General features: G+C 72.3%; 23 protein-coding genes. 13 read left to right on the top strand and 10 right to left on the bottom strand.

Annotated elements, in window-relative coordinates; all coding sequences use genetic code 11:
* Window positions 1-11 precede the first annotated feature (11 nt).
* The 8 genes from ACIPPS_RS32095 to ACIPPS_RS32060 are packed head-to-tail and all read left to right on the top strand — an operon-like array spanning window position 12 to window position 8,671.
* Window positions 12-620 carry a dTDP-4-dehydrorhamnose 3,5-epimerase family protein gene (locus ACIPPS_RS32095; protein ID WP_401439554.1) on the top strand — a complete coding sequence of 203 codons (609 nt, stop codon included), beginning with the start codon at window positions 12-14 and terminating at the stop codon, window positions 618-620.
* A 2-nt stretch (window positions 621-622) separates the two neighbouring features.
* Window positions 623-1,690, top strand: a complete 1,068-nt coding sequence (locus tag ACIPPS_RS32090) for a glucose-1-phosphate thymidylyltransferase (RefSeq protein WP_401439551.1) — start codon at window positions 623-625, stop codon at window positions 1,688-1,690.
* Window positions 1,687-2,667, top strand: a complete 981-nt coding sequence (gene rfbB / locus ACIPPS_RS32085) for a dTDP-glucose 4,6-dehydratase (RefSeq protein ID WP_401439549.1) — start codon at window positions 1,687-1,689, stop codon at window positions 2,665-2,667. Before ACIPPS_RS32090 ends, rfbB begins: the two co-directional genes overlap by 4 nt.
* Window positions 2,664-3,569: an NAD-dependent epimerase/dehydratase family protein gene (locus ACIPPS_RS32080; protein WP_401439547.1), complete on the top strand. Its 906-nt coding sequence runs from the start codon at window positions 2,664-2,666 to the stop codon at window positions 3,567-3,569. The genes rfbB and ACIPPS_RS32080 overlap by 4 nt, the downstream gene beginning before the upstream one ends.
* 35 nt (window positions 3,570-3,604) lie before the next feature.
* On the top strand, window positions 3,605-4,909 hold the full coding sequence (rfbH, locus tag ACIPPS_RS32075; RefSeq protein WP_401439545.1) for a lipopolysaccharide biosynthesis protein RfbH: 1,305 nt from the start codon (window positions 3,605-3,607) through the stop codon (window positions 4,907-4,909).
* Complete coding sequence (locus tag ACIPPS_RS32070) at window positions 4,906-6,294, top strand: NDP-hexose 2,3-dehydratase family protein (protein WP_401439543.1); 1,389 nt, start codon at window positions 4,906-4,908, stop codon at window positions 6,292-6,294. Before rfbH ends, ACIPPS_RS32070 begins: the two co-directional genes overlap by 4 nt.
* Window positions 6,291-7,316 carry a Gfo/Idh/MocA family protein gene (locus ACIPPS_RS32065; protein ID WP_401439541.1) on the top strand — a complete coding sequence of 342 codons (1,026 nt, stop codon included), beginning with the start codon at window positions 6,291-6,293 and terminating at the stop codon, window positions 7,314-7,316. Before ACIPPS_RS32070 ends, ACIPPS_RS32065 begins: the two co-directional genes overlap by 4 nt.
* A complete protein-coding gene (locus tag ACIPPS_RS32060; protein ID WP_401439539.1) occupies window positions 7,313-8,671 on the top strand; it encodes an FAD-dependent oxidoreductase in 1,359 nt (452 codons plus the stop codon). The genes ACIPPS_RS32065 and ACIPPS_RS32060 overlap by 4 nt, the downstream gene beginning before the upstream one ends.
* A 79-nt stretch (window positions 8,672-8,750) precedes the next feature.
* On the opposite strand, the gene ACIPPS_RS32055 is transcribed toward ACIPPS_RS32060, so the two are convergent.
* From ACIPPS_RS32055 to ACIPPS_RS32045, 3 genes are all read right to left on the bottom strand, one after another.
* Window positions 8,751-9,167: a YybH family protein gene (locus ACIPPS_RS32055; RefSeq protein WP_401439537.1), complete on the bottom strand. Its 417-nt coding sequence runs from the start codon at window positions 9,165-9,167 to the stop codon at window positions 8,751-8,753.
* Window positions 9,168-9,236: 69 nt separating this feature from the next.
* A complete protein-coding gene (locus ACIPPS_RS32050; RefSeq protein ID WP_401439535.1) occupies window positions 9,237-10,829 on the bottom strand; it encodes an aspartate aminotransferase family protein in 1,593 nt (530 codons plus the stop codon).
* A gap of 139 nt (window positions 10,830-10,968) precedes the next feature.
* Window positions 10,969-13,296 (bottom strand): BTAD domain-containing putative transcriptional regulator, encoded by a 2,328-nt coding sequence (locus tag ACIPPS_RS32045; protein WP_401439532.1) that lies wholly within the window; start codon window positions 13,294-13,296, stop codon window positions 10,969-10,971.
* Between the two features lie 337 nt (window positions 13,297-13,633).
* Here ACIPPS_RS32045 and ACIPPS_RS32040 point away from each other — a divergent pair, with 337 nt between their 5' ends.
* Window positions 13,634-14,521, top strand: coding sequence for an NAD(P)-dependent oxidoreductase (locus ACIPPS_RS32040; RefSeq protein ID WP_401439529.1), 888 nt, complete (start codon window positions 13,634-13,636; stop codon window positions 14,519-14,521).
* Between the two features lie 15 nt (window positions 14,522-14,536).
* Here the strand turns inward: ACIPPS_RS32040 and ACIPPS_RS32035 are convergent, their stop codons facing one another.
* From ACIPPS_RS32035 to ACIPPS_RS32020, 4 genes are all read right to left on the bottom strand, one after another.
* Window positions 14,537-15,532, bottom strand: a complete 996-nt coding sequence (locus ACIPPS_RS32035; RefSeq protein WP_401439527.1) for a 3-oxoacyl-[acyl-carrier-protein] synthase III C-terminal domain-containing protein — start codon at window positions 15,530-15,532, stop codon at window positions 14,537-14,539.
* Window positions 15,533-15,562: 30 nt separating this feature from the next.
* Window positions 15,563-16,345: a thioesterase II family protein gene (locus ACIPPS_RS32030; protein WP_401439524.1), complete on the bottom strand. Its 783-nt coding sequence runs from the start codon at window positions 16,343-16,345 to the stop codon at window positions 15,563-15,565.
* 133 nt (window positions 16,346-16,478) lie between these two features.
* Window positions 16,479-17,720, bottom strand: coding sequence for an IS701 family transposase (locus ACIPPS_RS32025; RefSeq protein ID WP_401439521.1), 1,242 nt, complete (start codon window positions 17,718-17,720; stop codon window positions 16,479-16,481).
* Window positions 17,721-17,924: 204 nt separating this feature from the next.
* Window positions 17,925-18,674 carry a ScbR family autoregulator-binding transcription factor gene (locus tag ACIPPS_RS32020; protein ID WP_401439519.1) on the bottom strand — a complete coding sequence of 250 codons (750 nt, stop codon included), beginning with the start codon at window positions 18,672-18,674 and terminating at the stop codon, window positions 17,925-17,927.
* Window positions 18,675-18,981: 307 nt separating this feature from the next.
* Here ACIPPS_RS32020 and ACIPPS_RS32015 point away from each other — a divergent pair, with 307 nt between their 5' ends.
* The 4 genes from ACIPPS_RS32015 to ACIPPS_RS32000 all read left to right on the top strand — a co-directional run bounded on the left by ACIPPS_RS32015 (window position 18,982) and on the right by ACIPPS_RS32000 (window position 21,967).
* A complete protein-coding gene (locus tag ACIPPS_RS32015) occupies window positions 18,982-19,482 on the top strand; it encodes a peptidylprolyl isomerase (RefSeq protein WP_401439516.1) in 501 nt (166 codons plus the stop codon).
* Window positions 19,483-19,653: 171 nt separating this feature from the next.
* A complete protein-coding gene (locus tag ACIPPS_RS32010; RefSeq protein WP_401439514.1) occupies window positions 19,654-20,454 on the top strand; it encodes a thioesterase II family protein in 801 nt (266 codons plus the stop codon).
* Window positions 20,451-21,299, top strand: coding sequence for a metallophosphoesterase family protein (locus tag ACIPPS_RS32005; protein WP_401439511.1), 849 nt, complete (start codon window positions 20,451-20,453; stop codon window positions 21,297-21,299). The genes ACIPPS_RS32010 and ACIPPS_RS32005 overlap by 4 nt, the downstream gene beginning before the upstream one ends.
* The gene (locus ACIPPS_RS32000) at window positions 21,296-21,967 is read left to right on the top strand and encodes a 4'-phosphopantetheinyl transferase (protein WP_401439508.1); all 672 of its coding nucleotides are present in this window, start codon (window positions 21,296-21,298) and stop codon (window positions 21,965-21,967) included. Before ACIPPS_RS32005 ends, ACIPPS_RS32000 begins: the two co-directional genes overlap by 4 nt.
* A 27-nt stretch (window positions 21,968-21,994) precedes the next feature.
* Here the strand turns inward: ACIPPS_RS32000 and ACIPPS_RS31995 are convergent, their stop codons facing one another.
* The 3 genes from ACIPPS_RS31995 to ACIPPS_RS31985 are packed head-to-tail and all read right to left on the bottom strand — an operon-like array spanning window position 21,995 to window position 24,842.
* Window positions 21,995-23,179, bottom strand: coding sequence for an amidohydrolase family protein (locus ACIPPS_RS31995; protein WP_401439505.1), 1,185 nt, complete (start codon window positions 23,177-23,179; stop codon window positions 21,995-21,997).
* 14 nt (window positions 23,180-23,193) lie between these two features.
* Window positions 23,194-24,324, bottom strand: a complete 1,131-nt coding sequence (locus tag ACIPPS_RS31990) for an MAB_1171c family putative transporter (protein WP_401439502.1) — start codon at window positions 24,322-24,324, stop codon at window positions 23,194-23,196.
* 2 nt (window positions 24,325-24,326) lie between these two features.
* Entirely contained in the window at window positions 24,327-24,842 is a 516-nt protein-coding gene (locus ACIPPS_RS31985; protein ID WP_401439500.1) for a hypothetical protein, read from the bottom strand.
* Between the last annotated feature and the right edge of the window lie 33 nt (window positions 24,843-24,875).

The following is a 24,875-nucleotide window of genomic DNA, read 5'->3' as shown; positions in this document are numbered from 1 at the left end:
GGGAGGGGCACATGCGGATCACTCCGACCAAGGTGCCCGGGGCCTTCCTCGTCACCCCGGACGCCCTGCGCGACGAGCGCGGAAGCTTTTACGAGGGATGGCGCGCCGACGAACTGGAACGCGCGACCGGATACCCGTTCATCCCGCGGCAGATCAATTACTCGGTGTCCCGCCGCAATACGCTGCGGGGAATTCACAGCGTGTCCCGACCTCCCGGACAGGCGAAGTTCGTGACGTGTGTCCGAGGAGCGCTGCGGGATGTCGTCGTCGACCTTCGAGTCGACTCACCCACGTTCGGCCGGTACGACTCGACCGTGCTCGACGCCGACTCGGGCACATCCGTCTTCGTGCCGGAAGGCGTCGGCCACGGATTTCTCACGCTCACCGATGACGCCTGTATCTGCTATGTGCTCTCCAGCGCCCATGTCCCGGGCACGCAGATCGACATCAACCCGCTCGATCCCGACCTCGACCTTCCCTGGGGTTTCACGGAACCACCGTTGATATCCGAGAAGGATGCGCATGCGATGAGCGTCGCCGACGGAATATCCCTCGGCACCTTCGCCCACTGGAAAGACACCAGCCCGGATGCGCTGTCCGCCGCCGCGAGGAGAACGTGACCATGAAAGCTCTCGTACTGTCCGGGGGCGCAGGCACACGGCTGCGTCCGTTCAGCTATTCCATGCCGAAGCAGCTCATCCCCGTCGCCAACAAGCCCGTCCTCGAACACGTCCTGGAGAACGTGGCCGCGCTCGGCGTGACCGAGATCGGGGTCATCGTCGGTGACTGGGGCGACGAGATCGCCGATGCCATCGGAGACGGCCTCCGATTCGGCTGCCGCATCACCTACATCCCGCAGGAGAAGCCGCTCGGCCTCGCCCACTGCGTGACGCTGGCCCGTCCGTTCCTCGGGGACGACGACTTCGTGATGTACCTCGGGGACAACATGCTGCCCGACGGGATCCAGGACATCGCCGACGCGTTCGCGGATCACCGACCCGCCGCCCACGTCGTGGTGCACAAGGTGCCCGACCCGACCGCCTTCGGCGTCGCCGAGCTCGACGCGGACGGCGCGGTACGCCGGCTGGTGGAGAAGCCCAAGGAGCCGCAGAGCGATCTGGCGCTGATCGGTGTCTACTTCTTCACGCCCGCCATCCACGAGGCGGTGGACTCCATCGTCCCCAGCGCCCGCGGCGAGCTGGAGATCACCGACGCCATCCAGTGGCTGGTCAGCTCCGGCGCCGACGTCCGGGCCAGCGAGTACGACGGCTACTGGAAGGACACCGGACGCGTCGACGACGTCCTGGCGTGCAACCGCAAGCTGCTCGCCGACCGGGTGCCGAAGGTGCTGGGTGACGTCGACGGCGCCAGCGAGCTGATCGGCCCGGTGACCGTCGAGGTGGGCGCCCGCGTGGTGCGGTCGCGTATCGAGGGCCCGGCGGTCATCGGCGCGGGCACGCTCGTCGAGGACTCCCAGATCGGCCCGTACACGGCCATCGGGCGCGGGTGCACGCTGCGCGCCACCCGGCTGGCCGACTCGATCGTGATGGACGACGCCTCCATCTCGCGGGTGCCCGGCCTGCACGGCTCGCTGATCGGCCGCTCCGCGGTCATCGGACCCAGCGAGCACGAGGAGTCCCACCACCGGCTCGTGGTGGGCGACCACACCCGAATCGAGGTCGCGGCATGAGGATCCTGGTCACCGGCGGCGCCGGCTTCATCGGCTCGCACTACGTGCGCACCCTCCTCGCGGGCGGATACCCGGGATACGAGGACACCCGCGTCACCGTCCTGGACAAGCTCACCTACGCGGGCCACCTGAGCAACCTGCCCATGGACGACCCCCGGCTCGACTTCGTCCGGGGCGACATCTGCGACCTGCCGCTCCTGCTCGACCTGCTGCCCGGCCACGACGCCGTGGTGCACTTCGCCGCCGAGTCCCACGTCGACCGCTCCCTCGAGGCGGCGGCCGACTTCGTGCGTACCAACGTCGGCGGTACGCAGAGCGTCCTCGAGGCATGCCTGCGCACCGGCGTCGAGCGGGTGGTGCACGTGTCGACCGACGAGGTGTACGGCTCGATCGCCGAAGGCTCGTGGACCGAGACGTGGCCGCTGGAGCCCAACACCCCCTATGCGGCGTCCAAGGCGGGCTCCGACCTGGTCGCCCGCTCCTACAGGCGTACCCACGGCCTCAACGTCTCCATCACCCGGTGCTCCAACAACTACGGGCCGTACCAGCACCCGGAGAAGCTCATCCCGCTGTTCATCACCAACCTGCTCGCGGGGGAGTCCGTTCCGCTGTACGGCGATGGGCGCAACATTCGCGAGTGGCTGCATGTCGACGACCACTGCCGGGCCATCCACACCGTCCTGACGCGCGGCCGCGCCGGCGAGATCTACAACATCGGCGGCGGCAACGAGCAGACCAACCGGCAGATCACCGATCGGCTCCTGGAGCTGTGCGGCGCGGACGAGTCGATGGTCCGGTGGGTCGCCGACCGGAAGGGCCACGACCTGCGCTATTCGATCGACGAGTCCAAGATCCGTGACGAACTGGGCTACGAGCCGCGGATCTCCTTCGAGGACGGCCTCGGCGCGACGGTGGCCTGGTACCGGGACAACCCCGGCTGGTGGAAGGCGATCAAGCACCAGCAGGACGCGGCATGACCGCCGTCGTCCTCGGCGGATCCGGATTCTTGGGGCAGCACATCGCCGCCGAGCTCCGTTCCACCGGGCGCCGGGTCGTCTCCGTCTCACGGACCGGAGACGCGGGCATCGACCTGACGGCCGACGAAGGGCAGCACCGGTTCGCCGAGCTGCTCGCCGCCGAGCGGGCCACCCTCGTGGTCAACGCCGCGGGGCGGGCGTGGCGGGCGACCGAGGAGGACATGGTCCGCGGCAACGCCGAGCTCGTCGAGCGGCTCGTCGCGGCCGTCCTGGCCGTGCCCGCACGGCCCCGCCTCGTCCAGCTCGGCTCCGTGCACGAGTACGGGCCGGGCACGCGGGGGACCAGCACCCCCGAGGACCACGCCGCGGCGCCGGTCACCCCCTACGGACGCACCAAGCTGCGCGCGACCGAGTCGGTCGCCAGGGCCTGCGCCGACTCCGGCCTGGAGGCCGTGGTGCTCCGGGTCGCCAACGTGGCCGGGCCCGGGGCTCCCGTCGGCAGCCTGCTGCGCACCGTGGCCGACCAGTTGGTCGACGTCGCCTCCGGCGCCCTCTCCGAGCTGCGGTACGGACCCCTTCGGGCGGAGCGGGACTTCGTCGACGTACGGGACGTGGCCGACGCCGTGCTGGCCGCCGCCGACGCCCCGAGCGAGGCGGTCGGCGGTCACGTGATCAACATCGGCAGGGGCGAGGCGGTGCGGGCCCGGTATCTCGTCGACCGTCTCATAGCGCTCAGCGGCCTGGCCGTTCCGGTCGTCGAGGAGACGGCCACCACCGGTGCCACCGCCCGGTCCGACGTCGAGTGGCAGCAGCTCGACATAGCCAAAGCACACCGCGTACTGGGCTGGAAGCCGGCCCGTGACCTGGACACGTCGCTGCGCGATCTGCTCCTGAGCCGCTGACGACGCAGACGCATTCGAGGAAGAGGAAGACGGACATGAGCGATCACAAGGCGCTGGTCCTGGAATACGCCCGGAAGTATCACCACGACGTCCATCCGTCGGGGCCGTTCGAGCCCGGGGTCACCGAGATCTGGCCCTCGGGCGCCGTCCTGGACGAGGAGGACCGGGCCGCGCTGGTCGAGGCCGCCCTGGAGATGCGTATCGCCGCGGGGCCCAGCTCCCGCAAGTTCGAGTCGGCCTTCGCCCGGAAGCTCGGGCGGCGCAAGGCGCATCTCACCAACTCCGGCTCGTCGGCGAACCTGCTCGCCCTGACCGCGCTGACCTCGCACGTCATGGGCGAGCGGCGGCTGAAGCCGGGCGACGAGGTGATCACCGTCGCGGCGGGCTTCCCCACCACGGTCAACCCCATCGTGCAGAACAACCTGGTGCCCGTCTTCGTCGACGTCGAGCTGGGCACGTACAACACCACGGCGGACCGGGTGGCGCGGGCGATCGGCCCGAAGACCCGGGCCATCATGATCGCCCACGCGCTCGGCAACCCCTTCGAGGTCGCCGAGGTCGCCCAACTCGCCAAGGACCACGACCTGTTCTTCGTCGAGGACAACTGCGACGCGGTGGGGACGCTCTACGACGGCAAGCTGACCGGCAGCTTCGGCGACCTGACGACGGTCAGCTTCTATCCCGCGCACCACCTCACCATGGGGGAGGGAGGCTGTGTGCTGACCTCCAACCTCCAGCTCGCGCGCGTGGTGGAGTCGCTGCGCGACTGGGGCCGGGACTGCTGGTGCGAGCCGGGCAAGAACAACACCTGCCTCAAGCGCTTCGAGTACCAGCTGGGCAACCTGCCCAAGGGGTACGACCACAAGTACATCTTCTCGCACGTCGGTTACAACCTGAAGGCCACCGACCTCCAGGCGGCGCTCGGCCTGACCCAGCTGACCAAGCTCGACGACTTCTGCGCCGCGCGGCGGCGCAACTGGCGCCAGCTGCGCGAGGGCCTGGCGGACGTGCCGCACCTGCTGCTGCCCGAGGCCACCCCGCGCAGCGACCCGAGCTGGTTCGGCTTCGTCATCACGGTCCAGCCGGACGCCCCGTTCAGCCGGGCCGCGCTGGTGGACTTCCTCGAAGGCCGCAAGATCGGTACGCGGCGGCTGTTCGCCGGCAACCTGACCCGTCAGCCCGCCTACGTCGACCAGCCGCACCGGGTGGTCGGCGACCTCGCCAACAGCGACCTCATCACCGACCAGACGTTCTGGATCGGGGTCTACCCCGGGCTCACCGAGGAGATGCTCCAGTACGTCATCGCCTCCATCAAGGAATTCGTGGGGTCCCACACGTGAGCGCACCCGCCGTGCTGCGGCCACGCGAGGACGACTCGGTCGCCACCCGGCTCACCCGCTCCGCCGCCGCGAAGGAGTCGGGTGCCTTCCTGCGTACCGGCGACTTCGCCGACTGGCTCGGCGCCCGGGGCCGGGCGCACCACTTCCGGGTGGACCGGATCCCCTTCGAGGACCTGGACGGCTGGTCGTTCGCCCCGGAGACGGGCAACCTGGTGCACCGCAGCGGACGGTTCTTCACCGTCGAGGGGCTGCGCGTCACCCGCGACGAAGGCCCGTTCCGCGCATGGGAGCAGCCGATCATCAAACAGCCCGAGGTCGGCATCCTCGGGATCCTGGCCAAGGAGTTCGACGGCGTCCTGCACTTCCTGATGCAGGCCAAGATGGAGCCGGGCAACCGGAACCTGCTCCAGCTCTCGCCCACCGTGCAGGCCACGCGGAGCAACTACACCAAGGCCCACCAGGGCGCCGACGTCAAGTACATCGACCACTTCATCCACCGCTCCGCGCGGCGCCGGGTGCTCGCCGACGCGCTCCAGTCGGAGCACGGCTCGTGGTTCCACCAGAAGTCCAACCGGAACATGATCGTCGAGACGGACGAGGACATCCCCGTCGACGAGGACTTCTGCTGGCTCACCCTGGGCCAGATCGGCGAACTGCTGCGCGCGGACAACGTGGTGAACATGGACGCGCGGACCGTGCTCGCCTGCGCCCCGGTGGCGTACGACGAGCCCGGCGCGCTGCGGTCGGACACCGAACTGCTGTCGTGGTTCACCGCCGAACGCTCCCGCCACCAGGTGACCACCGAGCGCATCCCGCTGCGGGACGTCGCCGAGTGGAAGCGCGGCGACATGGCCATCGAGCACGCCGGCGGCGGGTACTTCCAGGTCGTCGCGGTCTCCGTGGCCGCCGGCAACCGCGAGGTCACCGGCTGGACGCAGCCGCTCTTCGAACCGGTGGGCCTGGGCGTGACCGCCTTCCTCACCCGCCGCGTGGACGGGGTGCCGCACCTGCTGGCGCACGCGCGCGTGGAGGGCGGGTTCCTCGACACGGTGGAGCTCGGCCCGACCGTCCAGTACACGCCGGACAACTACGCGCACGTGGCCGGCTCCGGCTGGCCGCCGTACCTGGAATCGGTGCTCGCCGCCGATCCCTCGCGCGTCCGCTACGAGGCGGTGCACTCGGAGGAGGGCGGCCGCTTCCTGAACGCCGAGAGCCGTTACCTCTTCGTCGACGCGGACGAGGAGACGGCGCGCACCGACCCGCCTCCCGGCTACCACTGGGTCACCCCCGGCCAGCTCACCTCCCTGGTCCGGCACGGCCACTACGTCAACGTGCAGGCCCGCACCCTGCTGTCGCTCCTCAACTCCGGCTGCGTACGCCTGTGAACGCCGCCGCCCGCCCCGATCCCGTACGCGTCGCGGTCCTCGGCTGCGCCGACATCGCCCGCCGGCGCATGCTGCCCGCCTTCGCCGCCTCGCCGGACGTCGAGATCACCGCCGTCGCCGGTCGCGACGGCGACCGGGCGAAGGAGCTCGCCGCGCGGTTCGGCTGCCGGGCGATGACCGGATACGACACGGCCCTGGCCGACGACGAGGTACGGGCCGTCTACGTGCCGCTGCCCGCCGCGCTGCACGCGACCTGGGTGGAACGCGCGCTGCTCGCGGGCAAGCACGTGCTGGCCGAGAAACCGCTGACGCTCTCCCTGGCCGAGTCACGGGCGCTCACCCGGCTGGCCGTGGAGCGGGGGCTGGCGCTGATGGAGAACGTCATGTTCGTCCACCACGCACAGCACGACGCGGTCCGGGAACTCCTCGCCGACGGAGCCATCGGCGAACTACGCGCCTTCCAGGCGGCGTTCACCGTACCCCGGCTGGACGCGGACGACATCCGCTACCGCCCGGAGCTCGGCGGTGGCGCCCTGACGGACACCGGCGTGTATCCGCTACGGGCCGCGCTGCATCTGCTCGCACCGGAGCTGGAGGGGCCGGAGCTGGAGGGACCGGACCTGGAGGTGGTCGGCGCCCACCTCGTCCGCGGCGCCGGATTCGCCGTGGACACGGCGGGCGCGGCGCTGCTGCGCGACGCCCGCGGAACCACCGTGCAGCTGGCCTTCGGCCTGGACCACGGCTACCGCAACACCTACGAGCTGTCCGGGTCGACGGGCCGGATCACCGTCGACCGCGCCTTCACCCCGCCCCCCGACCACCGGCCGGTGATCCGCCTGGAGAACCGCGACGGCGCCCGGGACGTGGTCCTGGCCCCGGACGACCAGGTGGCCAACACCGTCGCCGCCTTCGTCGCCGCCGTACGGGCGCAGGCACCACCGGACGCCGCGATCCTCCGGCAGGCCCGCCTGCTGGACGACATACGCAGGCACGCAACCCCGCAGGAGGGGATCGAGCGATGACCGACCACGTCGGAGACCACGCCGTGGTGCTGGGCGCGGGGATGTCGGGGCTGCTGACGGCCCGCGTCCTGGCCGACGCCTTCGCCCGGGTGACCGTGGTGGACCGGGACGAGCTGCGGGACATGCGCGAGCCCCGCAGGGGAGTGCCGCAGGGCCGCCAGGTGCACGGGCTGCAGCCCCGAGGTGGTGAGATCCTCGAGGAGCTGTTCCCCGGCTTCACCGACGAGACGGTGGCCCTGGGGGCACAGCTCCAGGACACCGTGAACGACGCGCACTGGCACTTCGACGGGCGGCGCCTGAGCAAGGCGCCCAGCACGATGGCGACCGTGGCCGCCGGGCGTCCCTTCCTGGAGTGGTACGTCCGGGGCCGGGTCGAGACGCTGCCGAACGTGACGTTCCTCGAACGTCACGACGTCGTCGGCCTCGACACGACGCCGGACCGCGGCCGGGTCGTCGGCGTACGGGTGCAGCCCCATGGCGAGGAGACCGCCACCGAGCCGACCGTGCTGGCGGCCGACCTGGTGGTGGACGCCACCGGCCGGGGCTCGCGCACCCCCGTATGGCTGGAGGAGCTCGGCTATCCCGCGGTGCCCGAGGACCGGGCCAGGATCGGCCTGGGATACGCGACCCGCCACTACCGGATGCGCCCCGGCTCCTCCCACGACGGCCGCACGCTGGTCGTCGTCGCCTCCGCCGAGCAGCCGCGTGGCGCGGTCTGCACGAGGATCGAGGGCGACCGGTTCGTCCTGACCGCGTACGGCATCCTCGGTGACCATCCGCCCACCGACCCGGCGGGCTTCGACAGCTTCCTCACGTCCCTGGCCGTCCCGGACGTGGCCGCGTTCGCGCGGTCGGCGGAGCCGCTGGACGCGCCCGTGGCGTACCGCTTCCCGGTCAGCCTGCGGCGGCGGTACGAACACCTGGAGCGTTTCCCCGCCGGCCTGCTGGTGGCCGGCGACGGCGTGTGCAGCTTCAACCCGACCTACGCGCAGGGCATGACCGTCGCCGCCCTGGGCGCCCTCACCCTGCGCCGCCACCTCCGGCGCGGCACGGCGCCCCGGGCCCGCGCCTACTTCCGCGACCTCGCCCGCGACGCCGTCGACCCGTCGTGGGAGGCGATGAACCTCAACGACCTCGCCTTCCCCGGCGTCGAGGGTGAGCGCACCCTCAGGATCCGGGTCGCCCACGCCTATGTGGCGCTCGTCCAGAAGGCCGCGGCACGTGACGCGACCGTCGCGGACGCCTTCATCAGGGTGGTCTCCCTCATGAGCGGTCCCGGCTCGCTCATGCGTCCCCGCATCCTGCTCCGGGTGCTGCGCCACGCCGGCGGCGGCGCCGGCCCGGCGACCGGCTGATCGGGCCGCCCACGGCAGAGGCCCCGCACCCCCAGCGTTCTGCGGGGAGTGCGGGGCCTCTGCCGTGGCCCGTGCCCGACTACCAGGGCAGCTGGTCCTCGTCCTTCAGGACCGGGCGGTCGACCGCCATGTACCAGACGCCGTCCTCGTCCTCGCGCAGGACATCCGTGCAGCTGCCCTCCAGATGGACGTCCTGCCCGTCCGGCGTGGTGAAGTCGAGCGTGAACGCGACGACGACGAGCGCGGTGTCACCGGCCCGGTAGGCGTAGCGGACGCTGGAGTCCAGGCGGGGTCCCAGGGACAGCAGTTCCTTGATGGCCGCGGTCCGCGCCTCGCCGCTGAGCGGGGCTCCGGTGAGGTTCGAGATCGAGTCCTCGTGGTAGAGGGAGTCGAAGATCGCGCCATCGCCTGAGTTGAACGCCTTGAGGAAGACCTCGTTCTGCGTCTCGGCCTCAGCGGTGAGCACCAGACCGTACGGGTTGGGGCTGGCTGCCATGACGAATGCTCCAATGTTCGGTGACGGTGACGGTGACGGTGTGGGGTGGGGCGGGATGACGGTGAGACGTCAGGGCTGGAAGAACCGCTGCTCGTCCTGGTCCCGGAGAATGGCCGCGACGCTGCGCAGCCCCGTTTCGAGCTGCTGGATCTCCGCGTCGCTCAGGTACACGGACGGCTCGAAGCGCAGGGTGTTCACGGCGCTCGCCGTCGGGAACGTGCGGATCCGATGGCCGCGCAGCAGATGGCCGGAGAGCGCGTAGCCGAGGAAGCCCGCCTGGGCGATGCCCGCGATGCCCGGGGCCGAGGCCGTCGCCTGGTCGTGGAACTCCATCCCGAGCATCAGGCCCCGGCCCCGCACGTCCTTGACCACCTCGGGGAAGTCCGCGCGGACGCCCTCCAGCATCGACTTCAGCGCGTTCCCGCGCTCGGCGGCGACGCCGTACAGCCGTCCGCCGTCGGCCTCCAGCAGGTCCAGGACCCGATGGGCGACGAGACCGGAGAAGCCGTCCTTGGCGAAGGTCGAGCTGTGCAGCAGCTCGAACTCCTTGCGGTAGCGGGTCTGGCGCACGAGCATCACGGAGATCTTCGCGAGACCGCCGCCCAGGCTCTTGGCGAGCGTGTAGTAGTCGCCGCGCAGCCCGATCGACGAGGCGGCGAGGAACGCTCCCGTCCGGCCCATGCCGCTCTGGATCTCGTCCACGACGACGGGGCAGTCGATCGCCGCGCACTCGCGCTGGATCTCCTGCGCCAGCTCGGGTGTCACCTCCACGATGCCGCCCTCGCCCTGGATCGGCTCCAAGAGGAAGGCGCACACCGAGGGGAAGTCCCGCTCGACGACCCTGACCACACCGCCGTCGACCACCAGGTCGAGGACGGTCGCCCGCTCGGCCTCGATCGCCTCCCGGACGGCGCCCGGACGTCCCAGCGGTACGAAACGGGCCTGCGCGCCGAGCGCGGCGAACGGGGTCCGGTAGGCCGGGTTGTGGGTGAGCTGGACGCTGCCCATGAGCTTGCCGTGGAAGCCGCCCTCCAGGGTCAGGAAGACCGGAGGGCCGGTCAGTCGCTGCTCGTTGTGGCGCGACACCGCGGCGAGCAGCTCCTCGATCCCACCGGCGCCGCCGGCCGCCGCGGAGGCCGGCAGGCCGACACGGGCCCAGGCGTCGTCGCCGATCTTCGCCTCGCCACCGGCGACGGCCGCGCGCACGGCGCCGAGGTGGGCGCCGATCTCCTCGGCGAGCGCCTGCACCCGCAGGACACGGTCCAGTTCGGCGTGTTTCACGGCGGCCTCGATGGCCTCGGCGCCACTGTTGGCGAAGATCGCCAGATAGGGCTCGTCGGTCCCGGCCTCCCGCTGGACGATGTCGTTCAGGCGGGCCGCGAGCGTACTCGCGTGGGAATTCCTGGAGAACTGCGCGTGCACCGGCGCCCGGGCGTCGAGTATTTCTTTCGCGCGCGCCACTATCTCCGGGTTGTTGTGCCCGAGGAGAAGGGAACCGTAGCCGCCCGCGAAGTCGGTGACGGGAATTTCGTTGCCGCTCTCGTCCAGGTGGTAGAGCGTGTTCCCCTCGGCCCTCACATAGTCGACGTCCAGGCCGGCGGTGCCGAGCGTCTCACGCAGATGTGGCTCCGCCAGATCGCGTTCAGTGGACACGGTGCTCATGGAATCCCCATTCTCGACTGCCGGAAGAAAGACATCCTGATTCGGGCCGACGGGCCCCTCATGGCGGACCGTTGCGACCGTACCAACGCCTTTCTCGGCTCCTCTCATCGCGCAGTCATGACGGGGTAACCAGGAATTCTCAGACCGCGGAGAACTCCCCGTGCCGGGCGGGGCGGGACCTCTCGTTGCGTGACGTCGACAGCAGAAGATCCACCAGTTTCTCCGTGGTGAGCCGCTCCGGCCGGTGCAGCGTGACCGTCGTCATCCGGCTCTTGCCGCCCGCCCAGGCAGGGCGGCGCAGCAACAGCTCCGGCCCCGCCGAGGCGACGACGAACAGCGGCACCGGACCCACCGACTCGGCCAGGTCCTCCACGGCGTCCAGGACGAAGTCGGCCGCGCGATGCAGGTCGTCGACGCAGAGAACCACGGGCTGCCGCCTCGCCGCCTCGCCGAAGAAGACGCGCCATGCCTCCAGCGTCTCCCCCTCGTCCGCCACGTCGTAGCAGGACGCGACGGTGGCGGCGACGAGCGGCATGAGCCGGTACAGCAGCCGGTCGGCCGTGTCCCCGGACGGGAAGAGCGAGCGCACCGTGGCGGCGACTCGGCGCCGGGCGTGCTCCGCGGTGTCACCGGGCCCGACGCCGCAGTACGCGGAGAGGATCTGAGCCTGGGCCGTGAGGGGATCGTCGTGCGGGGTGGCGGGAGCGCGGCCGGTCAGGAAGACCGCCTGGCCGGACCCGGCCGGGCCCGTGACCCGGCGTGCCAGGGACCGCAGGAACCGGTCCCGGTCCGCTCCCGGATCCGAGAGCACGGTGACGAGATGGGGCACGGCGCGTCGCCTGGTCCGTTCGAACAGGCCCAGCAGGGCGTCCAGTTCGTGCGCCTGCTCGGGACCTCCCGCGCCGTCCCCCTCCTGCGACGGCTCACTCGGCCCGAGTGCCTGCCGGCCGGACGGCGCGTCACCGGGGGCGTACGCGATGGCGTGCCGCGTCTCCCGCCATACCGCCTCGCTGACGCGGACCTCACCGGCCGGTACGTGGGCGAGGAGCGCCTGCGACTCGTCCAGGACCGCGCCGACGACGACCGGCGGCGCGCCGTCCCCGTGTCGGGCCCGCAGCAGCACCTCGCCCCTGTTCACGGCGGCGTGCACGGTCAGCTGCGCGCCGTCGTGTCCGTCCCCCGGGGGAAGGTTGAGCACATCCCGGACGGCCAGGGCCGCCAGGACCGCCTGGTGGGTGTCGCCGTGGTCCGACTCGTCGAGGCCGAACAGGGCCAAGGAGGTGGACCCCAGGGAAGCCGTCATCGTCCCGCCGCGCCGCTCGATCTGTTCCCGTACCACCAGGGTGGCGCCGTCGAGCAGGTCGTCGAGGTGCCGGTCGCCCTCGCCGGCGAGCTCCGGCGCCAGCCGGGTCCGTACCGACAGCACGGTGACCTGCCGGCGCTCGGCGGCGGCCGGGTCCTCTCCGACGCGGTCCCGGGCCCCCGGCCCGGGGGTGGTGCGGGGGGCGGCCGGCGTCACCTCGGCGGGCGCGGCGGGCATCGGACTCGGCGTCATGGTCGACGGCGCAGTGGATGCGGCGGCGGACGGCGGAGGGGAGATCGGAGGGGACGTCGGCGGGGAGAGCCGCAGGGCGTCCCGGTGGCCGTCCGCGCCGGTCGCCGCCTCGCCGAGGAGGTCGCAGGTGGCGGTGGCGTCCCCGGCCAGGGACAGCGCGGGATCCTGCGTCAGGATCGCCTGCTGGAGCCGCTGGAGGCCGCGGCCGGGCTCCAGGCCGAGGTCCTCGACCAGTACCGAACGGGTACGGCTGTACAGGTTCAACGCGTCGGCCTGCCGCCCGCACCGGTAGAGGGCGAGCATCAGCTGCCCGCAGGAGCGCTCCCTGAGCGGCTCGTTCTGGACCATGGTCTCCAGCTCGGACAGGACCGCGTGATGGTGGCCGGAGGCCAGTTGCGCCTCGCAGTAGTCCTCCATCACGTCCAACCGCGTGTTCTGGACCGCCGTCAGCTCCGGCCAGTCGATCCCGGTCTCCACCAGGTCCGCCAGGACGGGCCCGCGCCACAGGCCGAGCGCGTCCTGCAGGAGCCGCGCCGCCGACGTCGCGTCGCCCTGGGCCAGCCTGTCCCGGCCGCGGGCGACCCGTTCGTTGAAGAGGTACAGGTCCACCTGGCCGGGGTCCACCCGCATCATGTAGCCGGGGGCCTGGGTCAGCAGGGTGGTGGCGGCATCGCCGTCGTGGGGGCAGGAAAGCACCCCGCGCAGACCGGAGATCGCGTTCTGGAGGATCTTGCGCGCGGTGGCCGGCGCGTCCTCCACCGACCACAGGGCTCTCAGCAGCTCGCTGGTGGCGACCACACGATTCGCCTGGAGCAGCAGGAAGCTCAGAGTGGCCCGCTGCTTGGTGCCTCCCAGCGCGACCGGACGCTCCTCGGTGACGACCTCCATCGGCCCCAACAACCGGAACTGCATGAATTCCCCCCACGATCCGCACGCTTGCCAAGATCCTCGGTCCATCGTGCCCGTGTGCACTCGAAGCCCACACAAACGACGGCCAAGGACGAGTCACAGCAGCGGAGTTCGGCCACCGTCCGGCGCCGAGGCGGCGACTCCGCTCCGATCTTGGGCAAGTCGCGCTTGTGCGTGACACGGCGGGCCAAGCAGGGTCGACAGACGTACGAACCACGGGAGGACGGCTTCACGGACCTGCGGACCTGCGGGCCCCGCGGCTTACGGACCTACGAACTCACACAGGGAGAGCACACATGACGCGCACGCACACCACCACGGAACACCGGAGCCCGGTTCTGTGACGGCCGCCGAGAACACCGGAGCGGTCACCGTCATCGGCCTCGGGCTCATGGGCTCCGCGCTGGCGCGCGCCTTCCTCGCGGGCGGCCACCCGACCACCGTCTGGAACCGGACGGTCCGCAAGGCGGATCCCCTCGTGGCCGAAGGCGCGGTCCGCGCGGACTCCGTCGCCGAGGCCGTCGCGGCGGGCGGTGTGGTGGTCCTCTCCCTCATCGACTACACCGCGGTCCGGGAGGTCCTCGCCACCGCGGGTGACGCACTGCGCTCCACGACCGTGGTGAACCTCAGCTCCGGAACGGTGCGGGAGGCGCGGGAGCTGGCCGCCTGGGCCGCCGAACGGAACATCCGCTACCTCGACGGCTCCGTCATGGCGGTCCCGCAGACGGTCGGGGGACCCGACGCCGTCGTCGTCTACAGCGGCCCCGGAGAGCTGCTCGACGAGCACCGCCCGGTGCTCGGGCGGCTCGCGGCCACCAGCCTCCACCTGGGCGACGACCCGGGCCTCGCCCTGCTGTACGAGAACGCGCTGGCCGGCATGCTCTGGACCACGCTCGGCGGCTTCCTCCAGGCGCTGGCCCTGGTCGGCACCGAGAAGGTCCCGGCGGCCGACTTCCTCGCGTTCGCGGCGCAGTGGCACACCACCCTGGGCGCGCTCCTGCCGGTCGTCGCCGAGGAGGTCGACGCCGGGAGGTACACGACCGACGTGTCGACCCTCGACATGAACAAGCGGGCGATCGCCCACCTGATCGAGACGAGCAGGGCCCAGGGCATCGGTGTCGACGCCCTGGGCGGCATGCGCTCCCTGATCGAGCGGCGCGTGGCCGACGGGCACGGCAGCGAGAGCCTCAGCGGTCTGATCGAGGTGATCAGGAACCCCCGCGGCTGACGGTGGGGCCAGGCGTCAGGTCATCTCCAGGACGGCGCAGCCCAGGCTTCGCCCGCACACACCGCCGACCAGCACCACCAGGTCCCCGGAGGAGAGCTCACCCGCCTCCAGCAGGTGTGCGAGCCCCGCCGTCTGGTCGCCCGAGCGCAGATGGCCGACGCCCGTGCCCCAGCCCCAGGTGGTCCGGTCCTCGTGGATGCCGAGGGCGGCACGCCGGCTCCACCCCTGGAGGTGGCGGCCGAGGTTGGGGAAGACGAAGCGCACGACGTCCGCCGGGCGGGCGCCCGCCTCGCTCAGGGCCAGCTCCAGCACCTCCCGCTCCCGCTCGGCGAGGACGGGCGCCGGGGCGTGCGGCGCGGGCCGGCCGCCGCCTCCTCCGGCGCGCTTCCACCGACGCGCGGGGGGCTTCGGCACCCGCCAGGCCAGATCGGCCCGCACCAGAGCGCCCTCGGGCGCGTCTCCGAGGACGGTCGTCGACAGCACCCGCGCCACACCGGTTCCCGTGGTGACCACGAGCCCCGTCGCACCGTCGCCGAGCACCGTGCCCCGCTCCGTGCGGTAGCTGTCGGTGCCGGGGCCGGCGGCGCAGTCGACCGTGGTCAGCAGTGCGGCCCGCATGGCGGTCGAGGCGGAGAGGTACGCCGCCACCAGATGCAGCGCCACCAGGCCGCCGTTGGACGCGTGGACCACCTCCATCGCGGTGGCCGACGTGCACGCCAGCTCCCGGCTGACGTGCTCGGCACGGCCGGCGTCCCGCGCCTGCCCGGCGAAGGTGTGCACGACCAGATCGATGTCGGACGCCGCCACACCCGAACGGCGCCGCGCGAGCCCCGCCGCCTGGAGCACCATCCGGGGCAGGGCGCCGCCCGGCGCCACCCGCACCGCCCGGTAGGAGTCCCGCTCGTGGTCACGGGCGTCGTACCGCCCGGCGGACACGGCGTGCCGCAGCTCCTCCGCGTCGCCGAGCGCGGCCGCGGCGGCACCGATGAAGACACCGTCCCAGCGGGTCACGTCGTCTCCCTCCCTGGAGATGCCCCACCGTCAGCGGGAGTGGCGGGTGCCCGTGGTGGCCGGTACGCGGGCGTCGAGCGTGCGGGAGACGGTCTCGGCCACCGCGGCGACGTGCCCGTCGAGGTAGAAGTGGCCACCGCCGAAGACCTTGAGATCGGTTCCCGCCGTGGTGAAGCGGCTCCAGGCGGACGCCTCCGGCACGGTCACCACCGGGTCGCTGTCGCCGACCATCACCGTGAACGGCACGCTCAGCGCCGGACCCGCCCTCCACGTGTACGAGGCCAGCGCCCGGTAGTCGGCGCGCAGCGTCGGCAGGACCATCGCCAGGATCTCCGGGTCGTCGAAGATGCCGGCCGTGGTGCCGCCCAGCCTGCGCACGGCGGCCAGCACCTCCGCGTCGGAGCGGAGCTGGTCGTGCACGAGGGGGGTCGGCCCGGGCGCGCCCCGGCCGGAAAGGAACAGGTGGACCGGGCCGGGACGGTCGCCGAGGCGGCGGGCCGTCTCGTACGCCAGGACGGCGCCCATGCTGTGCCCGAAGAAGGCGTACGGGGACGGGCCGGTGCGCCGCACCTCGTCGGCGAGCGCGTCGGCCAGCCGGCCGATGTCGGTGAACGGCTCCTCGGTCCTGCGGTCCTGACGGCCCGGATACTGCGCGGCGAGCACGTCCACGGCGGGTGCCAGCGTCCGCGCCAGCGCGATGAACGCACTGGCGGCCCCGCCCGCGTGCGGGAAACAGAACAGCCGCGTACCGGCACCGGCTGCCGGCCGCTCTCCACCGACAGGGCCGAACCTGCGGAACCACTCGCTGCCCACGCCATCTCCCCGATCGTCGGTCGCGCGGCCGCCCGGACGCGGGCGGCACGGGGCACCATCGTCCGGGCCGGCGGTCAAAGTCCGCCCAAAGCACGGACGAAGACGACCGGGGAGGCACCGCCGAGGTGCCCGATCAGGCCGTCGGTCGCCGGTCCCCGTCGTGCGGGCGGTCGCGGTCCTCCATGAGCCGGAAGCCGTACGCCGCGGAGACCAGCGTCATGTGATGGTGCCAGCCCGGGAAGGACCGGCCCTCGAAGTCGAGGAGGCCGAAGTCCTCCCCGAGCACCCGGACGCTCTCCTGGGCGCGCGGCAGCAGCCCGGCGAGAGCGAGGACGTCCTCCGGGTCGGCGCCGGTCACATTGGTGAGCCAGTAGCGCGGCGCCGACGGCGCGGTGGACTGCCGGGCCAGCAGCCGGTACGCCCCTCGGGCCGGGCCCGTCGCCGCGTCCGGTGGGCCGGGGAGGCGTACGTCCGCGGTCAGCGTGGCGACGGGGTGCGGCTCCCGGTGGTCCCCGCCGGGCCGGAACTGCCGTATCCGGCGGCGGCCGGCCAGGCGCAGGGCGTCGCGGGCGCTGATCGCTCCGCTCCAGGCCGCCGCCCGCCCCGCGCGGGACCCGGGGCGGGGCGGGTCGAGGAGCACCGGCTGGCCGGGCCCCACCTCGACGACGAACCGGACGTCGTGCTGGTTCATCCGGGCCACGAGCGCGGCGGTGTGCGGCACGTCCTTGAGACTGGCGACCAGTGGCAGCACGGGGGCGGGGGAGTGGGCCGCGGCCCACGCGGCCAGTTCGGGGACGTGGTCCTCCGGGGTGCGGTGTGCGATGCCGTCGGGCACCTTCGCCTTGGCCCTGCGGACCTCGTCGGCGGCCCACTCGCGGTCGACGAACAGCCGCCACTCCACCGGCAGCGCCAGGGGGCCGGTGGCGAGGAAGAGCCCCGTCGCCAGCTGGCAGGTGACGGTCCGTCCGAGGTGGGGGACGCGGCGGCGGTGCACCCCCGCGGAGGCCCGTCCGGACTTGGGGACGACGGCCAGGTCGACCACCCAGGCGGCGGGCGGCGCCGGGTGGGCCGTCGCGCGGTGGTCCAGCGCGCGGTGCGCCAGCCGGGTGCGAGCCGGTGCCCAGTCCCAGGGGCTCTGGTTGACGAACTGCCGCAGGGAGTCCGCCGCGGTGCGCGGCTCACGGAGCGCGGCGGCCATCCGCCGCGGCGACTTCCGGCCCGGGCAGAGCAGCAGGCCGCGGAGGTAGGCGTGGGCCCAACGACGCTGGTCGGCGCGGGGGAGATGGCCGAAGAGATCGTCCGCGAACCGGTCGAGGGCGGCCTCGTACGGCCGGGGCGACCGGTGGACCGTCCGAAGGCCCGACACCGTCGTCACTCGTCCTCCCGCCGTGCTCGGATGGTCGGACAATTAAACCGATCAATCGGTTTGCTGCCGCCCATCCTCCGGGCATCCGGCCACCGCCGAGGGAGCCTCGCCGCCGCCTGTCAGCCCCGCTCCCGGGCCCGGTACGCGGGTGGCGCGAGGCCCCGTACGTCAGTGGTGCGAGGCTCGTGCGTCGGTGGCGCGAGGTCCCGTACGTCAGTGGTGGGACACGGTGCAGGCCGAGCCCTCCGGCCAGACGAGCAGTTCGGGGTCCTCCGCGCCCTCGCCGTCCACGCCGCCCTCGTCGTCCCACACGGACGCCGCGTCGGCGGTCCCCGTGCCGACCTGGCACGTCTCCGTCCCGGAGGCGTCGATCCCGGCCCGGGCGGGGTCCGAGCAGAGTCGGGGCAGCATCAGCGCCCAGAACCGGGTGACCGACTGCCGCGAGCACCAGGCGCCGTCGGCCCGGCCGAGCACCTCGAAGCCGACGACGGCCGCGGTGACGGCCGACACCGCGTCGTCCAGCGCCACATCGGCCGACAGGTCGCCCTCGCCCGCGGCCAACGTGAGCATGAACCGCACCCAGTTCCGCCACGCCATCCACAGCTGCACGCCCGCCTGCCAGGTCGCGTCGTTGCCGAGGCGGAACCCGGCGCGCAGCACGACGTCGTCGGAGAGTCGCTGGGCGAGGATGTGCGAGGTGTCCACCAGGAGTTGGAGCGGCGCGTGGCGCCCCACGGGGCAGGTGCCCATGATGTGGTGCAGGGTCCGCGAGGCGGCGGACTCGACCGCCTCACCGAGTGCCCTCTTGTTGCTGAAGTGGAAATGCAGGGCTCCGTTGCTGACGCCGGCCCTGGTGCTGATCTCGGTGAGCGACGATTGCGCGAAGCCTCCTTGGTTGAACGCCTCGGCGGCGGAACGGATCAACTCCTGGCGCGTGCGTACCGCACGGTCCTGCTTGGCCATCGTGTCGCTCCGGGGATAATCAACGGCAGGTCAGCGCGCAAGCACTGTGCGTATCAAGGTGGGCACCTTAACAAACCGGATGTCTGGTTTAGTAGAGCGCTGTCAAGCGTGGCTCAAAACGAGTCAACCGTCGGCGAAGAATCCCTGATGGGAGCGGTGCCGCGAGGGCGCCGATCTCGACGGTCCGCCGGATCGGGAAAAGGCCGGAATTGATCATTCCGTACCCTCTGTACGCGGCTGAGAAGGGGTGATTGTAGATCATATAGGGTGGCCGCGATGGTGTGACGGCTCGCGGAAGAAGGCGACGATGAATCAGGTCGTACTGACCACCAACCTTGGTGTGATCAAGCTCAAGCTCGACGCCGAGAAGGCGCCGAAGACGGTCGAGAACTTCTTGGCCTATGTCAATGACGGGCACTACGACAACACCGTCTTCCACCGCGTCATCCAGACGTTCATGGTCCAGGGCGGCGGCTTCCTGGAGGACATGTCGCAGAAGCCGACCCGTGAGCCGATCGAGAACGAGGCGCGCAACGGGCTGCGCAACACCCGCTACACCGTGGCCATGGCCCGCACGTCCGACCCGCACTCGGCGTCGGCCCAGTTCTTCATCAACACGGCGAACAACAACTCCCTCGACCACACGGCGCCGTCCCCGCAGGGCTGGGGCTACGCCGTGTTCGGCAAGGTCGTCGAGGGGCTCGACGTCGTCGACAAGATCGCCGCGGTCCCGACCGGCCGCCGCGGCGGCTTCCAGGACGTCCCCGTCGAGCCCGTGGTCATTCTCAGCGCCAAGGTCGAGCAGTAGGCCGTGACCGTGCGCTGAAGACCGGCGGACCGAGGCTTACCGGCCGATTCCCCGGCAGTGGGCCGCCCGTAGGTCATGCTTGACGGGGTCGCCCACCGGTACGGGGTGCGGGAGTCGTCCCGCTCCCCGTACCGTTCGATCCGACCGTACGTGGGAAGCAGGGGGGAACTGATGGCGATCCGGTCCGGCTGGTCCAGCGACGAACGCAAGCTGTGGATGCGGAACTTCCATCCACCGACGCCCGGCGCACCGCGCCTTCTCTGTCTGCCGCACGCGGGAGGCTCCGCGAGCTTCTTCTTCCCGGTCTCGGCGGCCCTCTCGCCCGACGTGAACGTCCTCGCCGTGCAGTACCCCGGCCGCCAGGACCGGCGCGCGGAGCCGTACGCGGACTCCGTCGAGGCCCTCGCCGACGCGCTGCTGGGCGTACTGGACCCGCGGGACGACACGCCCCTCGCCCTGTTCGGGCACAGCATGGGCGCGGTCGTCGGCTTCGAACTGGCCCGCCGTCTGGAGGCCGCCGGGCGCCCGCCCGCCGTGCTCTTCGCCTCCGGACGCCGCGCCCCGTCCCTGGTGCGCGCCGACGGGACGGTCCACCGACGCGACGACGCCGGGCTGATCGAGGAGATGAGGAAGCTCGACGGCACCGACCTCGCCCTGCTGGACGACCCGGAGATGCTGCGCCTGATCCTGCCGGCGATCCGTGCCGACTACCGGCTCGTGGAGACCTACCGGCGGGCCCCGGGGCAGCGGTTGAGCTGCCCGGTGGTGGCGATGACCGGCGACGCCGACCCGAGGGTGACCCTCGACGAGGCGCGGAGCTGGGGCGCCGAGACCAGCGGCGCGTTCGAACTCCTGGTGCACCCGGGTGGCCACTTCTACCTGGTGCCGCGGCACCGCACCGTCAACGCCCAGATCCAGGAGTACCTGCGCAGGCTCGCCCCGCGCACCCGAGCCGAGGTGGCGGCCCCGTGACCGGCCGGCCGCCCGGCCGCCTGCTGGCGGTGAGCGACCTGCACGTGTCCCACGCCGAGAACCGGCGCATCGTCGAGGGACTGAAACCGGAGTCCGAGGGGGACTGGCTGATCGTCGCCGGTGACATCGGCGAACTGACCACGGACATCGAGTGGGCCCTCACCCTGCTGAGCGACCGCTTCGCCGAAGTGGTGTGGGCGCCCGGCAACCACGAACTGTGGACCCACCCCGCCGACCCGGTCCAACTGCGCGGTCAGGCCCGCTACGACCACCTGGTCGCCCTCTGCCGGAGCCTCGGCGTGCACACGCCGGAGGACCCGTACCCGGTCTGGCGCGGAGCCGGCGGCCCGGTGACGGTGGCCCCGCTCTTCCTGCTGTACGACTACACCTTCCGCGAGCCCGGACTCACCCAGGAACAGGCCCTGGCCCGCGCCTACGACGCCGGGGTGGTCTGCAGCGACGAGTTCCTGCTGCACCCGGACCCCTTCCCGAGCCGCGAGGCCTGGTGCCGCGCCCGCGTCGCCGCCACCGAGCAGCGGCTCGCCGCCTGTGACCCGGAGACCCCCCTGGTCCTGGTGAACCACTTCCCCCTCGTACGGCAACCCACGTCGGTCCTGTGGTTCCCCGACTTCGCCCAGTGGTGCGGCACCGAGCTGACCGCCGACTGGCACCGCAGGTTCCGTACCGCGGCCGCGGTCTACGGGCACCTGCACATCCCCCGCGACACCACCTACGACGGCGTGCCCTTCATGGAGGTCTCCCTCGGCTACCCCCGCGAGTGGAACCGCCGGGGCCTGCCGGAGACGCTGCTGCGCCCGGTCCTCCAGGAAAGGGGACGCGGATGATCGGCGAGATACTCCCGCCCGGCGTCCAGTACGCGGACTCCCGCACCGACCTGACGCACGAGCCGCTCCACCCGGACGAGGAACGGCACATCGCCCTGTCCGTCGCCACCCGCCGGCGCGAGTTCACCACCACCCGCACCTGCGCCCGCCGGGCACTGTCCCGCCTGGGCGTTCCCTCCGTACCGATCCTGCCAGGACCGCGCGGCGCGCCGCGCTGGCCGGCCGGGATCGTCGGCAGCATGACGCACTGCGTCGGCTACCGTGCCGCAGCGGTGGCCCACGCGGCGGACGCCCTCACCATCGGCATCGACGCCGAACCGAACGAACCCCTGCCGGACGGAGTCCTGGAGGCGATCGCCTCCCCCCAGGAGGCCGCGACCGTCCACGCGCTCGGTCGCGCCCGCACCGGCGTGTGCTGGGACAGGCTGCTCTTCAGCGCCAAGGAGTCGGTCTACAAGGCCTGGTTCCCGCTGACCGCACGCTTCCTCACCTTCGAGGACGCGACGGTCACCTGGGACGCCCCCTCCGACGCCCGGCAGGCCACCACGGGCACCTTCCACGCCGAACTCCTCGTCGAGGGCCCCTGGCCGACCGGCCGCCGCCTCCCCGGCCGCTGGACGGTCCACGGCGGCCTGCTCTGCACGTCGGTCGTCCTGCCGCCCCTCTGACCACCGACCACCGACCCGCGGCCGGCGTCACCCGTGCAGCCGGCCCCCCGCCATCACCAGGCGCACCTCGCGCAGTGCCTGGAGGTCCCGCAGCGGGTCGCCCCGGACGACCAGGAGGTCCGCCCGGTGGCCCGGGGCGAGGGTGCCGGTGTCGAGGAGACCGAGCGCCCGGGCCGTGTGGTGGGTGGCCAGGTCGACGATCTCCGGCGGGGTGCAGCCCAGATGGGCGAAGAACTCCAGGCTGGAGACGAAGTCGTCGAAGACCGCGCGGCTCACCCCGGCGTCCGTGCCCGTGATCAGGCTCACCCCTCGCTCGCGCATCCTGCGGAGGCCGCCGAACATCGTCTCCGCGCGTGCGGCCCCGAAGCGCTGGGCGAAGCCCCGCCAGTCCGGACTTGCCGCCGGGCAGACGTGGATGCCCCGGGACGCGATCTCGTCGACCACGTCGTCGAGCAGCCGGAAGCCGTCCTGGTCGATCCAGGTGCAGTGCTCGATCGTGGTCACGCCCGCCTCGACCGCCGCCCGGATGCCCTCGGTGCCGTGCGCGTGGGCCGCCACCGGAAGACCGGCGTCGGCCGCCTCGGCCACGACGACGCGGAGTTCCTCGGTCGTGAACTGGGCGGACCAGATCGGCGGACCGTCCTTGGTGATGCCCCCGCCCGTGGCCATGACCTTGATGACGTCGACGCCCATGGCCGCGTTCTGGCGGACCAGTTCGCGGATGGCCTGCGCTCCGGATACCTCGCCGCCCAGGAACCAGCAGTGTCCGCCCGGGCCCGTGACGGGCGTGCCGGCGGCCAGGATCCGGGGGCCGGGGAGCCGGCCGGACGCGACGGCGTCGCGGAGCCGTACCACCAGGCCGTTGCGGTCGCCGAGGTCGCGGACGGTGGTGACCCCGGCGTCCAGCAGGGCGCGCGCCCGCTCGGCCATCCCCTTGCTCACCGTCGCGTCGTCGGCCTCGCGCAGCGCCGTGACCGGGTCCGGGCCCGCGTCCAGCGCGAGATGGACGTGCGCGTCGATGAGGCCCGGCAGCAGCGTGCCGTCCGGGTGGTCGTGCCGTGCGATGCCGGCGGGGGCGCGGGCCTCCACCTCGGCGCGCGGTCCGGCGTCCGTGATCACGCCGTCGCGGACCAGGACCGCGCCGTCGGACAACCGGCGCTCGTGCGGGCCGATCACCATGTGCCCGGCCGAGATCAGCGCTTGAGTCTCCATCGGTGCTCCGTTCGTCACGCGCGCGAGGCCGCCAGGGCCTTCGACATCCGCGTCAATTGCCGTACGTCGTCTTCCAGTCCACCGTCCCCGCCCGCGTCGGGAAGGGCCACCGGCACCGCCTGTGACGGTGCCTCCTCTCCCGCCGCGTACGCCCGCAGCGCGGTCCGCAGGTGGAGTCCCGCGACCTCCGGCTCCAGGGCCACCTCGGTGTCCGCCACCAGCGCCAGATGGGGACTGATCCGCACCAGGCCGTCCCGGCACTCGATGACGCGCCGGTAGTAGCGGCGGTGCACGCTGCGCGGAGTCAGGACGTCCCACCAGCCGTCGGGCCGGGTGCGTTCGAGCGCGTCCTCGGGGAAGGCGGCGTGCAACTCCGTCCACAGCGGGGCGAGTCCGCGGTAGACGCGGCGGTGGTGCCACCACAACCGGATGCTCGCCCACCGCGTCACCAGGCCGGGCCAGACCACGCCCGCCACGAAGAGCGGGATCGCCAGGTCGAGCAGGAGCTTGGCCCCGACGATCACGGGGTGCGGGACCGTCCCGCCGAGCAGTCGTACGAGCGTCGCGGCCTCCCGGACCGCCGAGGCGAGCACCATGCCGGCCAGCGCCGCCGCCACCGTCCACAGGCCCGTCACCAGCGGCCGGCCCGCCAGCCTGGCGTACCGCACCGTCCACCACAACGCCGTCGCCAGGGCGTACGTGAGGTAGGCGCCGGCCGTGAGGTAGAAGACGGCGACGCCCGGCTCCCGCATGTCGGCCGTGGCGTACGTATGGCTCCGTTCGACCGGGGGTGTCAGCGCCATCGCCAGCGTGACGACGACCGCGGTCGCGGCGAGCGGCACCAGCTGCCGCCGGACCCGCGCGGCTGCGGTCGCGGCGTCCGAGGCCGCGTGGACGAAGAAGCAGCCGAGGAAGTAGACGGCGCCGAGCAGGCAGAGGTTCTGCGCCAGCTTGGCGGCGCCGTCGCCGATGAGGTCGTCGACGAGACGGGCACCGGCCGGGACACCGAAGGGGAAGGACACGCCCGCGCACAGCAGACACAGGAACACCGCACGCGGCAGCGGGTCGGACGGGTCGCGCAGGCACTGCCTGCCCGTCCGGAGCAGCGAGCCGTACAGGACGACGGCGAGCACCAGGGACAGCACGGTCAGAGCCACCCCTGCCGGTCGGCCAGCGCCGCGTGCACCCGTCGCGCCGAGGCGTCACGGGGGGCGCGGGGTGTGACCCGGTCCAGGACCGAGGCCCATTCGAGGATGATGGTGGCGACGAGCTCCGCCTCGCGCTCCCGTTCCTCGGCGTACGAGGTGCGCCGCAGCGCCCGGTTGATCGCCTCGACCGACAGGTCGGGCAGCAGCTCCTGCCATACGGCGTCGTCCGACGGGTCGCCCGTGTGGTCCGCGAGGATGTGGCCGACCTCGTGCAGGACGATGTGGTCCTGGTGCGCCTGGCTGGTTTCCTTCTGGAAGAAGATGTAGTCCGCCTGGGAACCGGCGATCCACAGGCCGTACGGCCCCGGGACGGGCAGGGAGTACGGAACCAGTCGGATCGGCCGCCCCCGGTGTTCACCGAGGAGTCGGCACAGCTCGGGTACGTGCAGTGGGGGTGTGATGCCGAGCTCCCGGAGGATGCCGCGGCACCGCTTGCGTAACCGTCGTTCGTTCAAGGACCAACTCCGCTGGTGGATCGCCCGCGTCCA

The sequence above is a fragment of the Streptomyces sp. NPDC090127 genome, from assembly GCF_044746945.1.
GTDB lineage: Bacteria > Actinomycetota > Actinomycetes > Streptomycetales > Streptomycetaceae > Streptomyces.
The sequence above is the reverse complement of the archived record's forward strand: the minus strand, read 5'-3'. Positions and strand labels throughout refer to the sequence as shown.